Origin of the sequence: Paenibacillus woosongensis, assembly GCF_030122845.1 — a bacterium.
GTDB classification, from domain to species: Bacteria; Bacillota; Bacilli; order Paenibacillales; family Paenibacillaceae; genus Fontibacillus; species Fontibacillus woosongensis_A.
Window position 1 is genome coordinate 3,525,448 of record NZ_CP126084.1, and the last position, 14,969, is coordinate 3,540,416.

The 14,969-nt window shown below is 50.2% G+C and carries 12 protein-coding genes and 1 other RNA gene; 2 read left to right on the plus strand and 11 right to left on the minus strand.

Annotated features, from left to right (window positions below):
* Positions 1–44: 44 nt before the first annotated feature.
* Together QNH46_RS16315 and QNH46_RS16320 are read left to right on the plus strand one after the other, a co-directional pair.
* Positions 45–1,970, plus strand: coding sequence for a S8 family peptidase (locus QNH46_RS16315; RefSeq protein WP_283925201.1), 1,926 nt, complete (start codon positions 45–47; stop codon positions 1,968–1,970).
* 271 nt (positions 1,971–2,241) lie between these two features.
* Complete coding sequence (locus QNH46_RS16320) at positions 2,242–3,270, plus strand: hypothetical protein (protein ID WP_283925202.1); 1,029 nt, start codon at positions 2,242–2,244, stop codon at positions 3,268–3,270.
* A 350-nt stretch (positions 3,271–3,620) separates the two neighbouring features.
* Here QNH46_RS16320 and rnpB read toward each other — a convergent pair.
* The 11 genes from rnpB to era form a co-directional block, all read right to left on the minus strand.
* An RNA gene (gene rnpB / locus QNH46_RS16325) (RNase P RNA component class A) lies at positions 3,621–4,031 on the minus strand.
* A 98-nt stretch (positions 4,032–4,129) separates the two neighbouring features.
* Positions 4,130–5,245, minus strand: coding sequence for a Nif3-like dinuclear metal center hexameric protein (locus QNH46_RS16330; RefSeq protein ID WP_283925203.1), 1,116 nt, complete (start codon positions 5,243–5,245; stop codon positions 4,130–4,132).
* Complete coding sequence (locus QNH46_RS16335) at positions 5,221–6,000, minus strand: tRNA (adenine(22)-N(1))-methyltransferase (RefSeq protein ID WP_283925204.1); 780 nt, start codon at positions 5,998–6,000, stop codon at positions 5,221–5,223. The genes QNH46_RS16330 and QNH46_RS16335 overlap by 25 nt, the downstream gene beginning before the upstream one ends.
* A gap of 185 nt (positions 6,001–6,185) precedes the next feature.
* Positions 6,186–7,313, minus strand: a complete 1,128-nt coding sequence (gene rpoD / locus QNH46_RS16340) for an RNA polymerase sigma factor RpoD (protein WP_283925205.1) — start codon at positions 7,311–7,313, stop codon at positions 6,186–6,188.
* A 45-nt stretch (positions 7,314–7,358) separates the two neighbouring features.
* A complete protein-coding gene (gene dnaG, locus QNH46_RS16345) occupies positions 7,359–9,179 on the minus strand; it encodes a DNA primase (RefSeq protein WP_283925206.1) in 1,821 nt (606 codons plus the stop codon).
* Positions 9,180–9,222: 43 nt separating this feature from the next.
* The gene (locus QNH46_RS16350) at positions 9,223–9,684 is read right to left on the minus strand and encodes a YaiI/YqxD family protein (protein WP_283925207.1); all 462 of its coding nucleotides are present in this window, start codon (positions 9,682–9,684) and stop codon (positions 9,223–9,225) included.
* A gap of 34 nt (positions 9,685–9,718) precedes the next feature.
* The gene (glyS, locus tag QNH46_RS16355; protein ID WP_283925208.1) at positions 9,719–11,797 is read right to left on the minus strand and encodes a glycine--tRNA ligase subunit beta; all 2,079 of its coding nucleotides are present in this window, start codon (positions 11,795–11,797) and stop codon (positions 9,719–9,721) included.
* Entirely contained in the window at positions 11,790–12,677 is an 888-nt protein-coding gene (gene glyQ / locus QNH46_RS16360) for a glycine--tRNA ligase subunit alpha (RefSeq protein WP_283925209.1), read from the minus strand. The genes glyS and glyQ overlap by 8 nt, the downstream gene beginning before the upstream one ends.
* Before the next feature lie 356 nt (positions 12,678–13,033).
* Positions 13,034–13,783: a DNA repair protein RecO gene (gene recO, locus QNH46_RS16365; RefSeq protein WP_283925210.1), complete on the minus strand. Its 750-nt coding sequence runs from the start codon at positions 13,781–13,783 to the stop codon at positions 13,034–13,036.
* 21 nt (positions 13,784–13,804) lie between these two features.
* Entirely contained in the window at positions 13,805–13,957 is a 153-nt protein-coding gene (locus QNH46_RS16370) for a YqzL family protein (RefSeq protein WP_155610432.1), read from the minus strand.
* A gap of 94 nt (positions 13,958–14,051) precedes the next feature.
* Entirely contained in the window at positions 14,052–14,954 is a 903-nt protein-coding gene (era, locus tag QNH46_RS16375) for a GTPase Era (RefSeq protein ID WP_283925211.1), read from the minus strand.
* Between the last annotated feature and the right edge of the window lie 15 nt (positions 14,955–14,969).

Below are 14,969 nucleotides of genomic sequence, written 5' to 3' on the forward strand. Positions count from 1 at the left end.
CCTCAACCTACAGTTACATGAAACTACAGCAGGAGGGATGATCCATGAAATGGGGCAGATGGGTCGCTATTGGAGTATCCGGTGTGGCAGCCATCACGGTCTTGGCGTTGTTGCCGCAGTTTAATATTGGCCCACAGCAGCAAGCGGGACAGCAGCGGACTAAACAGCAAATTATGCAAAATACGAAGCAGACAGAGGTGCCCAGGCCCGCAGAAGAAAAGCAGTTGAAGCAGTTGATGCTGCGCCGGGACGTCACAGCGACAGAAAGGCTGGCCAGACTTGATGCCAAAAGACATTTGCAGGCGCTGGCCGAAGGAATCAAGGATTCCTCGTTATCAAAGCTGTCCGCCGATATCCGGGAACTGCAAAAAGGGCATAAGCAGTTTCGTTCGATTATGCTGTACAGCTCTACGGGAAAGGACAAGCATTTCCGCGGCAGCAATGAACGAACCGCCCCAGATGTACAGGAGCAGACAAATTACTATGTCGCCCTGGCGCGAAAAGCGCTCCGCAAATCCGAGCCTTATGAATCGCCTGTGTTTCCGGAAAAGGACCCGCATTTTTTTGTCATTGCCGAGCCTTCCAAACATAACAAAGATGGAATCATCGCCGTCATGGATACCCACATTCTAAGACGCGTCAAAGAACATCAAGACAAAAATCTGCGCTTGATCCCTTATCCGAAGGAGGGCAAATACAAAATCGAGTCGGTGCATGCCGATACGCTTAAAGACCTAACTGTCAAAACCGGGCATGACAATGAAAAAGCAAGCCATTTTTATGAAAATGAAATCGTCGTGACCTTTAAAGAACCTCCGTCCGACCAACAGCTCGCCCAAATCCAGAAGGATATTAAAGCAAAACATACGAATAAGCCGCGGTCGATTCGCAACACCTATATTTTTCAATCGGATAGCATGAGCATGGACGAGCTGAAAAAATACTTCGTCCAGAAATGGCGCCCGGCCTTTATCGAGCCGCATTATTTGTATATGACGAATGAAACAGCGCCCGCGGCCGATTCGCCGGAAATTCCTAATGATTTGCTGTTTTCGGAGTACCAGTGGAATTTGCCCATCATCGAAACGAACCGGGGCTGGAAATTGTCTAAGGGCAGCAATGACGTCATCGTTGGAGTTGTCGATACCGGCGTGGATCTGTCTCACCCTGATCTGGAGGGACGGCTGCTAAAAGGATATAATGTCATCGACCCCGACAAGGATCCTACGGACGATGTAGGACACGGCACGCATGTCGCCGGCATCATTTCAGCCAACGTAAACAACAATGAGGGTATCGCGGGAATGACGTGGGGCGGCAAAATATTGCCGGTTAAGGCGCTGGATCAGTCCGGCTCGGGTACGACCTACTCCGTTGCCCAGGGCATTATATGGGCTGTGGACAACGGGGCCAAAGTTATCAATATGAGTCTTGGCAACTATGCGGATGCCCAATTCCTGCATGAAGCCATCAAGTATGCCTTCGACAAGGACGTCGTTCTGGTCGCGGCCACCGGCAATGACAATACGGAGCGGCCGGGATATCCGGCTGCATATCCCGAAGTGCTGTCCGTGTCGGCTACCGACAACAATTTAAAGAAAGCGTCGTTCTCCAATTACGGCGACTATGTTGACGTAGTCGCTCCCGGTGAAAGCATTGCCAGTACGTATCCCGATAACCAGTACGCCGCATTGTCGGGCACCTCGATGGCTAGTCCGCATGTGGCCGCACTTGCCGCTTTGATACGGTCCATCAATCCGGATCTGAAAAATACGGAGGTCATGGACATTATCCGCAGCAACGTCATCGATCTCGGCGATCCCGGCCATGACAATATGTACGGATATGGACAGATCGACGTGTTCGCGGCGCTGGAAGCTGCCGGAGGCAGCGGGGCTCCGCTGCAGCTGTGGCCCCAGCATATCGACCAGAAGCTAAGGCGGCTGTTGGAAGGTACTCTGCAGCGCTAAGTCACGAATTCCGATGTTAATGTTACATGTAAATAAAATATAAATAAAATGCCCGTTACCCAGTATGCTGTATGGAGTACGGGCATTTCTCTGTAAATACATTCACATTTGATTTCATCTATCACGCAGAGATAAGGAATTCATCTTTTATAGCACTTGTAAACAATAATATAATTTGTAATTTTCTTGATTAAAACCCGTTTTTTATTGACGAAGATAATTCTTCTGACTTATAATACAATGCAATAATTCAGAAGGAGGTCATATCAAAGTGAGGAAAGTGCTTGATGTCGAAAGACCTACTGTCGCAGTTTATAAAAGATACTCGCATTTTCTAGCAATTATGGAGAAGGATAAAGAAGCTTTAGGCTGGGTCATTAATCATTTTCTTCAATTACAAACGGAGAAACCAATAGAAGAGGACGTACATTGGCTAAGCTTTTACACTGGCCATAATTTACTGGCTCGGCATTGCAATAATCCATTCTTATATATTCAAGAAATAGAAACTAAGCTGGTGTCTTCTCTGACAGACCTAGGCCAATTTATTATAAATTGTATTAATAATGATCAGTTCGTTTACATAAACTGCAACTCTTATTATATACCCAACTCTACATATTACTTAAAACACCATAAGCGCAGCCAAATATTAGTTACAGGATATCATTTGGAAGAGGGACTCATCTATTATATGGACTACTCCTTGAGAGGTCATTATGAATTGCTTTCATTGCCGATTTCAAACTTTACCGATGCTGCTATGCAAGGTTTTGTTGGGGAACCAAACAACAGAGCTAAAATTCTCGTTATAGAACGAGAGAAGGACGTAAAGTACCAATTTAATATCCGGTTAGCTTATAACTTGCTTAGTGATTATTTGCATGCCCGCAATACATACGAGAGGTTTTCTGTTTTTCCAAAACCGCGAGATCATGCATTATTTGGGATGGGTATATATAGTGATTTTTCCAGATATATAGAACTTCTCGGGGAAAACAATACCAAAGTATACCATACTGTTCTGCCGTATCAAGTTTTGATGGAGCACAAACGCTGTTTATCACTGCTTATACAATATTTAACCGAGCATTCCTATATCGAACACTCAGACGAGCTTATACTGGCTTTTGCAAAAATAGATGAAAAAGCTCTTATTTTAAGAAACACTTACATCAAATATCATCTGAGCAAAGACATATCATTAAAAAAACGGCTGCTTTTTCATCTCGACGAAATAAAAAATATGGAATTAGACTCCATTCCGAAATTAATAGCTATTCTCGAAAAAAGGATTTAATTATTGGATCATTAATATCTTTTGTGAGGATGGTCGGTTTTTTCACTGTTCAAGATTCCATTTCTAGTCAGAATTGAAAGGGCTTACAACCATGTTACGGTAATTTTCCCCAAAAAAGTTCGCGACCCCTCAAGGTGAACTGTAACCCTGAGAGTAAGTTACAACGACAACGCATCATGGACATTAAAGAAGATGACTCCTAATAAGTTTAGGAGTCATCTTCTAACAGCATAGTGTTTTTTTATTCACCGACCACATTAAGGGCCACAGCTCCAAGGTACAGGCCCAGCGATCTACTTCAATTTAAAATTGGAACAGCACTAGGACCGTTCATAAAAACTTGTTGCAGTGATGAAAGTTTGCCATAAGCCGGGTTCTGTACCGTTCGCGGTAATCGGGAACTACCCTCCCGCTAGTAAGTGACAATCATCTATCTAGGCCGTACATTACTGCACGGCTCCAGCGACCAACCTAGACGCGCTTCGGGCGAAAGCTGCCTGTGCCCGCAGGCGCAAGCTGCGTCTCATTAGGTCTTGCTCCAGGTGGGGTTTACCAGGAACGAAGTCACCAGCGTTCCTCGGGGTCTCTTACACCTCGGTTCCATCCTTGCCTGTGCACGCCTTGCGGCGGCCATCGGCGGTCCGTTTCTGTGGCACTATCCTTCGGCTCGCGCCGACTGGACATTATCCAGCACCCTGCCCTTTGGAGCCCGGACTTTCCTCCCGCGGCTAATAGCCGCCGGCGATTGTCTGTCAAACTTTCGAAGGCAACATTAAATAGTATACAGGGATTGCCCTGTAATCACAAGTATAAATCAGCGCCAATGCTGACGTTTTCTGCCAATGCCAGCATTTTGACATCAGCGGAATGTAAACGGCTCCGTGTCGATGGCCGAAGCATGAACCTTTGTCTCATACTTGTGCTCGGCAAACTTATCGGCAAGCCAGGCCGCCACTTTTGCTTTCATGATTTTCTCGGCGTTGTGCCCTGGATCGATCAAGGTAATACCCGCCATGAGCGCGTCCTGGGCGGTATGATAGTCGATATCGCCGGTAACAAGCACATCCGCACCCCGGAACTGGGCATGCCTCCAGTAGCGCCCTCCCGAGCCGCCCACGACAGCCGCCTTCTTGATCTGCCGGTTCAAATCCCCTACGACCCGTACGGCCGGAACATCCAGCTTCTCTTTAACCCGCTCGACAAACGCCTCCAGCGTAACAGGCTCGGCAACCCGGCCGACTCTCCCTAATCCAAGGCTCCGTCCTTTCAAGTCCATTGGATAAAGATCATAGGCCACTTCTTCATAAGGATGATTTTTGAGCATGGCCTGAATAACCTTATTCCTTACGCTGTCAGTGATAATCGTCTCGATGCGGACTTCCTCCGCCCGCTCCAGCTTGCCCTGCTCTCCCAGGTATGGTTCGGTTCCCTCCCTAGGCAGAAACGTGCCGTATCCTTCGATATTGAAGCTGCAGTGGCTGTAGTTGCCGATCCAGCCCGCACCGGCGTTCAGAATCGCATCCAGGACCTTCTGATGGTGATCCTTCGGAACGAAGACGACCAGCTTATAGAGCTTGTCCGTATGAATATCTTTCAGCGGAGCCGTGTCTTCAATGCCCAGCGCCTCTGCCATCCAATCATTCATTCCGCCTTCTGTCACATCCAGGTTTGTATGGCTAATATAGACGGCGATGTCATTCTTGATCAGCTTCTCGTAGACCTTCCCCATCGGCGTATCGGTCTGCAGACCTGCTAGCGGCCTGTAAATAATCGCATGATGCGCGATGATTAAATCCGCGCCAAGCGTAATCGCCTCATCGACCACTTCCTCGTTTACATCCAAAGCGATGAGCACACTGCGGATTTCCTTCTGCAGCGTCCCAAGCTGCAGGCCGATTTTATCGTCCTCCTCAGCGACATGCTTCGGAGCCAGCTGCTCCATATACTGGATTACGGTTTGACCTTTGGCAAGCATGCCAGCACCTCCTTAAGCTGTTTGATTAATATACTTAACTCCTGCTCCTTCTTCTGGGAGGACGGAAGCTGGGAACCCGCGACAGAACGCTGGATTTTCTCCAGTTTGGAGATTTCGGCATTCCATTTATCGAAGAACACCTCTCCTGCCTGCGCAGATAATCTCGGTCCCATCATTAACAACAATTCCTTCGTTAACGCTGCGCCGCTATTGGCATCACCCTGCCCTTGCTGCAGCAGCTTTTCCTTGTACAGCTCCTCATTCAGTCCGGCTGCACCCGGGACGGCATCCGCCGTAATGATCTCGTAGATCTTCCCGTCCTCCGCCACGATCGCCTCATCAGTAACATACCAATCATGCTCCAGCAGCCAGCGCCTGACGAAATCCTCCCCAACATTAGGCTGTAAAATGAGCCGCTTAACTCCTGCAAGCTTATCTACTCCCGCCTCTAATATGGAGCTGATTAAGGCGCCTCCCATACCCGCAATCGTAATCGCGTCCACTTCGCCGGGAGCAATCACCTCCAAACCGTCTCCCTTGCGGACGGATACCGATTGACTTAGTCCCGCTTCCGCTACCTGTCTTCTCGCAGCCTCCAGCGGCCCGTCATTGACCTCTCCGGCAACGGCAGATACCGCTGCACCGTGCTTTACTGCCCATACGGGCAGCAGCGCATGATCGGAGCCAATATCTGCAAAACGGCAGCCCGGAGGCAATCTGTCCGCGATATGCTGTAACCTTGATGATAATTTCATCCGAGTAATTACTCCCTCCATCCAACAAATATCCGCACCATTTTCATTTGCATTGGGCCAGGAAAAAAGCTAAAATAAAATCAGCAAGAAAAAATAGGAAAAAAGTAAAACTAATGTAAACCATATGCCGCTTTCCTGAAAAAAAAGACCTTTCTGCTGCTGCAGAAGGGTCAGGGTTGCACGACCTATTCCAAGAAATCCTTCAACCGTTTACTGCGGCTAGGATGGCGAAGTTTGCGCAATGCTTTCGCTTCGATTTGACGAATTCTTTCCCGTGTCACGCCAAATACTTTGCCGACTTCCTCCAGCGTTCTCGTCCGGCCATCATCCAGGCCGAAGCGCAGGCGCAGGACGTTCTCTTCCCGCTCGGTCAACGTATCCAGCACATCCTCCAACTGCTCCTTCAGCAGCTCATAAGCCGCGGCATCCGCAGGAGCCAACGCCTCCTGATCCTCAATGAAGTCTCCCAGATGCGAATCATCTTCTTCGCCGATCGGCGTTTCCAGCGATACGGGTTCTTGTGCTATTTTCATGATCTCACGAACTTTTTCAACGCTAAGCTCCATCTCCGCTGCAATTTCTTCCGGCGTCGGTTCGCGCCCCAGCTCCTGCAGCAATTGACGAGAAACGCGGATTAGCTTATTGATCGTCTCGACCATATGCACCGGAATGCGGATCGTACGGGCTTGGTCGGCGATGGCCCGCGTGATGGCCTGGCGAATCCACCATGTCGCATAGGTACTGAATTTAAAGCCCTTCTTGAAGTCGAACTTCTCCACCGCTTTAATCAAACCCATGTTTCCTTCTTGAATCAAATCCAGAAAGAGCATGCCGCGGCCTACATAACGTTTCGCAATGCTGACCACGAGTCTGAGGTTAGCTTCAGCTAGACGGCGCTTCGCTTCCTCGTCGCCGTTCTCAATGCGTTTGGCCAGCTCGATTTCGTCATCGGCTGAGAGCAGAGGCACTCTGCCGATTTCCTTTAAATACATGCGTACCGGGTCGTTGATTTTGATGCCGGGAGGCAATGTCAAATCATCATCAAAGCTGAATTCGTCGCCGTCGCTGCGACCTTCATCATCGCCGCGATGGCCGAGCTCATCATCGCCGTCATTTACAACATCTATTCCCAAATCCCCTAAATGCTCAAAAAACTCGTCCATTTGCTCAGGATCCTGATCGAAAGGCGAAAGCTTCTCCATAATTTCTTTATATGTTAACGAAGATCTTTTCTTGCCTAGTTCCACCAGCTGATCTTTGACCTGGTCCAATGTCAGTTCTGTCTCAGATTCCGTATGCTGATCATTCGCCATACTTGACTCCCTCCTCCCTAGAAACATCCGCGAAAATTCATCCAGCTATTGTCTCTCTAGGGCTATAATCTCACTTGCAATTTGTGCCGCTCGCAGAAAATCCCCGGCACGCTCCGCCGAAACCATTTCTTCCTTCTTACGCTGAATTTGGGCCTGCAGCGGAACACGCTTAATTTCCCGGATACAGTCGTCCAGCTCCTGAGTCGTCCATTCCTCCGGAGTATCCATCATCGCGATGGATGTGACGGCCTGCTCCAGCCGTTCATCCTGCAAAGATGAAATGAAACGGCTGACATCCGGCGCTTTCCCCCCTGCGTAATAGGCGTATAGATAAGCAGCAATCGCCGCATGATCATTGATGTTAAAACTATCTCCAAGACGATCGCCAACATAGCGGGCGACTTCCTCATCCTGAAGCATGAAGGATAACAATCTCCGTTCCGCGACATGATAAGCAGGCAGTAAAGTCGGCATGGATGCCTTGCCTTTTTTATGCCTAACATTATTCCACCTTTTGGCGTTATTATCCCCATGGGATGACCTTTTTTGCATGTCTTGACGGAATTGATTGCATTCCTGTTTCAAGCTATCAAATGAAACCTGCAGTTCGGCAGACAATTCCTTCAAATAAATCTCCCGCTCTGTCGGCGACGGCAGAGGCGCGATGACTTCCAGAGCATCTTTGATGTATGCGACCTTTCCATCTTCTTCTAGCAGTATATGGTTTTTTTTCAGATATATAAGCTTAAATTTAACCGCTGAAACAGCGCCATCCAAGACTTGCAATCTGAACCTCTCGGCCCCGTATTTACGAATGAACTCATCAGGGTCAAGTCCTTCACTGAGCAGTGAAATTTTAATTTGGAAGCCTGCGGCCTCCAGTATCGGGATACTCTTCAAGGCTGCGGCTTGTCCGGCATTGTCGCCGTCATAGCAGACGATGATTTCGTCCGCGAGTGTTCTCATGATGCTGGCGTGGCTTTCGGTAAGCGCGGTCCCCATCGTAGCAACACCATTATGGACCCCGGCCTCCCATGCGCTAATGACGTCGCCGTATCCTTCGAATAATACGATCTGACGCGATTTGCGGATTTCCGTTTTGGCCTGATGAAGATTATAGAGCGTTCGGCTCTTGGTAAATAACCTGCTCTCCGGAGAATTTAAATATTTGGGCTGGCCTTCCCCAAGTATCCGGCCCGCAAAAGCGATCACTTTGCCGCTCCGGTTATGCAAGGGAAAGATGATCCGGTCGCGAAAGCGGTCAACAAATCCTGATCCGTCTTGCTTGGACGATAATAAACCGCCTTTCTCCATGGCACTGAGATCAAACGAGCGCTTCTCCAGGAACTGGACAAGCGTATCCCAGCGTGCCGGGGCATAACCGATTTGGAATGTGTCGATGGCCTTATCGCTAAACCCCCTTGACTTCAAATAGTCCATGGCCGGTTTGCCATGCTCTGTATTGTTCAGTAGAAAATGATACAGCTTGGAAGACCATTCGTAGGCCTGCAGTAATTGTTCCATCTCCCGGCTTACAGGGGCGCTCCCTGCCCGGAAGGCACTGTCCTGAAAGGGGATATGGGCCTCTTCCGCCATGACTTTGACAGCTTCGGGGAAGGATAATCCTTCGATTTCCATCCTAAATCTGATGGCATTTCCGCCTTTGCCGCAGCCATAGCAGTGGAACATTTGCCGTTCGGGCGTCACCGTAAATGACGGCGTCTTCTCCGAATGAAAAGGGCAAAGACCTTTCATATATTTGCCCTGTCTAGTTAGATGAACGTGCTTGCCTACCGTATCGACGATATCATGCTGCTGCAAGACCGCCTCGATGATCTCCTCCGGAATTCCTCGTCCGGTACTCATCCAAACCACCTTCATCTCTATATAACACGTAAATAGTAATTCGCTAAAATTGTACATTCTCCTGCATATCTCGCAAAACTTTTGACAACGCGTCAATAAACTTCTTGCGGTCATCGTCCGTAAAAGGCTTTGGCCCTTTGAAATACCGTCCGCCGCGCCGTGCTTTGGCATGATGGTGACGACGTTCCAGCAAATAATCTATATTGCCGGGGTGATACTCCTCCCCTCTAGGCGACAAGATCCGGCACGATTTGGCTAAAGCCAAAGCAGCAAGTCCATAATCCTGCGTAATGACGATATCTTCCTTGGCAATATGGTTGGCAATGTACAAATCCGCGCTTTGCTGGCTGCGGTCAACCTGAACAATGGTAACCCCCGAGACCTGCTTGATCACATGGTCATAGGAGGATACCATCAATACGCCAACTCCGAACTTTGCAGCTGTAGCAGCGATTTCAGCCTTGACGGGACAGGAGTCTCCGTCAACGACGATCCGTGTATTCATCAGACTCCCGTCCTTCAAAACCTTATTAATGCTATTATGCCCAAACCAGCTTGCTGAAATCAGCAAACATGCTCAAATCCTCGTCGATCGCTTTAAGCAGGGCCAGACGATTCGCGCGCACCGTCTCATCTTCGGCCATAACCATAACGTTATCGAAGAATAAGGTGATGCTTCCCTTCAGGCCGGAAATCAGTTCCAGCGCTTTCTTTGCATCCCGCTGCTCCAATGCTTCGCGGTATGCCGCAGTGACCGATTTCCAAGCTTCATAAAGCTCGGATTCCGCCGGCTCGTTCAACAGATCCGAGCGGACTTTCAACGCCGAAGCCTTTGCTGCCAGATTGCTGACTCTTCCGAACGACTCGACCGTCGTCTTGAAATCATCCTGTCCGCTCACCGCAGCCATCAGCGTCTCGCCTCTGGACACGACGGAAACGACATCATCGTAGCCTGCGGAAATGACGGCATCTACAACATCATAACGCACATGATCGGATAGAGTTTTCTTAATGCGCAGTCCGAAGAAATCGGTAAGATCCTTCAGAATCTCGTCCTTCGTCCGTTTCAGCTCATGGAAATGCTCATGCGTCTCAAGTGCGATATCGAACAGCACCGGGAGAGCAAGCAAGAGCTTGTGCTCCAGGATGATCTGCACGATACCGGCGGCCTGGCGGCGAAGGCCATACGGATCCTGTGATCCCGTTGGAACGATGCCGATGGAGAAGCAGCCTGCGATCGTATCGATTTTGTCGGCAATGCTCACAATCGAACCTACCTCGGACGCCGGAACCGCATCCCCGGCAAATCTCGGCTGGTAATGCTGGAAGATCGCTTTGGCTACACCCTCGGGTTCTCCCGCTTTGCGCGCATAATCTTCGCCCATTACGCCCTGAAGCTCTGGGAACTCATAAACCATTTGGGTAACGAGATCGAATTTACAAATTTCCGCGGTCCGGTTAACCGCTTCGGTCGTCCCGGCATCCGCATTAAGCACGGCAGCCAGTTTCTCCGCATTCCGCCGGATCCGGCGCACCTTGTCGCCGACCGTTCCCAGCTCTTCATGGAAGACGATGCTCTCCAGCTTGGACAAGGCATCCTTAATCGCCAGCTTCTGATCTTCTTCATAGAAGAACTTGGCATCCGACAACCGGGCGCGCAGCACCTTCTCATTCCCTTTGGCAATGAGCTCCAAATGCTCGGCATTGCCGTTGCGCACCGTTACAAAGTAAGGGAGCAGCTCTCCCTTATCGTTAAGTACTGGGAAATAACGCTGGTGTTCACGCATCGAAGTGATCAACACCTCCTGCGGGATGCGCAGGAAGGATTCCTCGAAAGTGCCGTACAACACTGTTGGCGTTTCTACCAGGAACAGCACCTCTTCCAGAAGGTCTTCCTTCACGGAAATATGCCAGCCCTTCTCCTCGGCCAAGCCGTTAATTTGCTGCACAATCATCTCCTGCCGCTCTTTCACATTGGCGATGACGTGCCCGCCGCGAAGAGCCTCCACATAATCCGCCGGCTGACCGATTACGATCTCGCCGCCCAGAAAACGATGTCCGCGCGTCACATTTCCGGACTTCACGCCGGTAATTTCAATATCGATAATCTCGCTGCCGAGCAGGGCTACAATCCAGCGGATCGGCCGCACGAATTTAAAATCATAATTGCCCCAGCGCATATTCTTCGGAAAATTCATCGCATGGAGGATATCGAGCAGGCCTCCGGCCACAATCGTAGATGTCTCTACGCCGGTACGGCTTTTGCTAATATAGACGTATTCCGTCCCCCCAAGTTCTTTAAAAGTGAATTGCTCCGGATCAGCGCCTTGGCTGCGGGCAAAACCAAGCGCAGCCTTGCTCCATTGCCCGTTCTCGTCCAGGGCGATTTTGCGCGAAGGGCCTTTCACCTCTTCGTGAACGTCCTCCTGCTTGTCCGCCACCTCTTTGACGAGTACGGCAAGACGGCGTGGCGTGGCGTAAACAGCAACTTCTCCATGCCGGATCAGCTGCTCGTCGAGCCATTTCACCGTCCGGTCTTTCAACTGATCCATAGCACCGCGAATAAAGCGAGCCGGCATTTCCTCAAGCCCGATTTCAAATAGCAAATCTTTAGGCATGGATTTCGCCCCCTTTCTTCAGCATCGGGAATCCAAGCTTCTCCCGCTCCTCCAAATACGTCGCTGCCACCTGGCGGGCCAAATTCCGCACCCGCGTAATGTATCCGGTGCGCTCGGTCACGCTGATCGCGCCCCGTGCGTCAAGCAGGTTGAACGTATGCGAGCATTTCAAGACGTAATCATAAGCCGGAAATACCAGATGCTGCTCCATCGCTTTCGAAGCTTCCTGCTCGTACATATTAAATAAAGTAAACAGCATTTTCACGTCCGAGGTCTCGAACGTGTATTTGGAGTGCTCGAACTCCGGCTGATGGAATACATCGCCGTAAGTCGTACCGGCAACCCATTCCAGATCGAACACGTTCTCCTTCTCTTGGATGTAAGAAGCAAGCCGCTCCATACCGTACGTGATTTCAACGGCGACCGGGTTCGTCTCGATGCCGCCGACCTGCTGGAAATACGTAAACTGCGTAATCTCCATTCCGTCAAGCCATACCTCCCAGCCGAGTCCCCAAGCGCCAAGCCCCGGATGCTCCCAGTTATCCTCAACAAAACGGATGTCATGCTCAAGCGGGTTAATGCCAAGCCGCTTCAAGCTCTCCAGATAAATCTCTTGAATGTTGTCAGGGGAAGGCTTCATGATGACCTGAAACTGATGATGCTGGTACAGACGGTTCGGATTCTCCCCATAGCGTCCATCCGCCGGTCTGCGGGATGGCTCCACATATGCGACATTCCACGGCTCCGGCCCGATCGAACGCAGGAATGTCATCGGGTTGAGCGTGCCGGCCCCCTTCTCTACATCGTAAGGCTGCACGACGATGCAATTCTGCTCCGCCCAGAACTGCTGCAGCGTTAGAATCATTTGCTGAAAATTCATGACCACAACTCCTTTACACTTGTTCGTGTCCAGCCGGCGGTGCAATGACGTGCAAAAAGCCCCCGTCACCTACGCCTGCTGTTCAGACGTAGGGACGAGAGCTGTTAGTTCCCGCGGTTCCACCCTACTTGATTTGCATCACAGCAGCGCAGATCCCAAATGCCGCTGATGCAAAATCCGCTTTTCACGATCGTTTCCGTGCTCCAGGGCCGCCATTTTCATGAGTTTCTCCGGCTCGGGCTTCCACTATCCCCGACTCGCTATTCCGGTTTGAGAACGCATTACTTTTCCCATTCAACGCACGGGTCTCTATGAAGAGAAATCTTTTCTATAATACATGAATAATGAACATAAAGTCAAATTTCATATTTGTCCAATTGATCAAGGAAGTTTCTGGATTTAAGCTGCAATCCCAGCTGCATATCGACGAACGCGCGCATCAGCTTTTTCAGCTCCGCCTTCGTCGCGTCCTTCACCTCGACATTGCCTAGCCGGCGAAGGTCCATTCGCGCAAATAGCGACAGCAGCTTGAATGTGCCGGGAGCAACCGTCATGGCCGCCGGATCATGATGCCTGCAGCTTCGGCACAGTCTTCCGCCGAGACGCGGACTGATGAAATACGAATCATCCTGCCGGCCGCAGGACAGGCACGCTGCAAAAACGGGCCCGTATCCGGCCGCCTGTAATATTTTCATCTCAAATAAACGAAGAACGATCTCCGGGTCCTTGCCTGCCGACAATCCGTCCAAGCACGCCTTGAGCTGATTGAACCAGAAGCTGCCGACTTCTTCGTCCTGCAGCGTCCGGTCCAGAAGCTCGCAGGCATAAGATGCATAAGCCGCCAAATACAGATCTTCACGTAAAGAAAAGTGAGATTCGATAATCTCACCTTGATTCAGCGTTCCAAGGCCTTCCTTCTGCCTGTAGAACGTATATTCACCATAAGTAAACGGCTGGGTCAGAGCAGCATGTCGACTCTTGACCTTCTTAGCCCCGCGGGCGAGCACCCCGATCTTGCCATGCGTTGCCGTGCACAGCGTAATGATTTTGTTCCCCTCGCCATAATCCATGCTGCGGATGACGATACCTTCCACCCTGTATAGCATGTCTCTCCCCCAAGCGTGATGTTACAGCGGAGCGGCGTCTGCATCCTGCTCCACAGCTTCCAGCTCTGCCGCAGCTGCGGCCTCCTCTTCACAATTGCTGCAAGCTTCCTTGTACAGCATGTAAGCATCGACATCTCCAGTCATCGCAAAATACTTCCACGAAAAATCTCGCAATCGTATTCACCCTTTCTTCGGAAATGAAGCTGCGTCAATGAAGAATAGGATGGCCCAGCTAGCTTAGAGTATGTGATGAAATTACTGCCATTCGTTAAGCGTCCCGGTGAAAACCGAGATCCTTCAAAATCCGCTCCTGGTTGCGCCAGTCTTTTTTGACTTTGACCCATAACTCAAGAAAGATCTTCGAGCCGAGCAGGTTCTGGATATCCTGTCTGGCCAGTTTTCCGACTTCCTTAAGCAGCGCTCCTTGCTTGCCAATAATAATCCCTTTCTGGGAATCGCGCTCGACGAAAATGACAGCGGAAATATAGACGACCCCATTGTCCTCAACGCGCATATCCTCAATCGTCACGGCAATAGAGTGCGGCACTTCCTCACGGGTTAAATGCAGGATCTTCTCGCGGATCAATTCGGCGCAGACAAACTGCTCCGGATGGTCCGTAATTTGATCCTCGGGATAATATTGGGGCCCCTCCGGCAAATACTTGCCGATTTGCTCCAGCAGCGTAGTGACGTTGTTGCCAAGCATGGCGGAGATCGGCACGATCACCGCAAAGTCATATAGCTCCCGGTATTGCTCGATCAGCGGCAGCAGCTGCTCCGGTTCGATCCGGTCGATCTTGTTCATGACCAGGATTACGGGAGTGTTTACATCTTTTAATCGTTCGATAATGAACCGGTCGCCTCCGCCCAATCCTTCCGAGGCGTCAACGAGGAACAACACGGCTTCTACTTCCCCTAACGTATTCAAGGCAGTCGTGTTCATGAAATCCCCAAGCTTGGATTGGCGTTTATGGATGCCCGGGGTATCCAGAAAGACAATCTGCATGTCTTCCGTCGTATATACACCATGGATTTTGTTCCGCGTCGTTTGCGGTTTATCGGACATAATTGCGATTTTTTGCCCGATGATGTGGTTCATCAGCGTCGACTTGCCGACATTCGGCCTGCCGACGATCGCCACAAATCCGGATTTGAATGTTGTTTTTGCCATTTCGTCTAGTCCTTT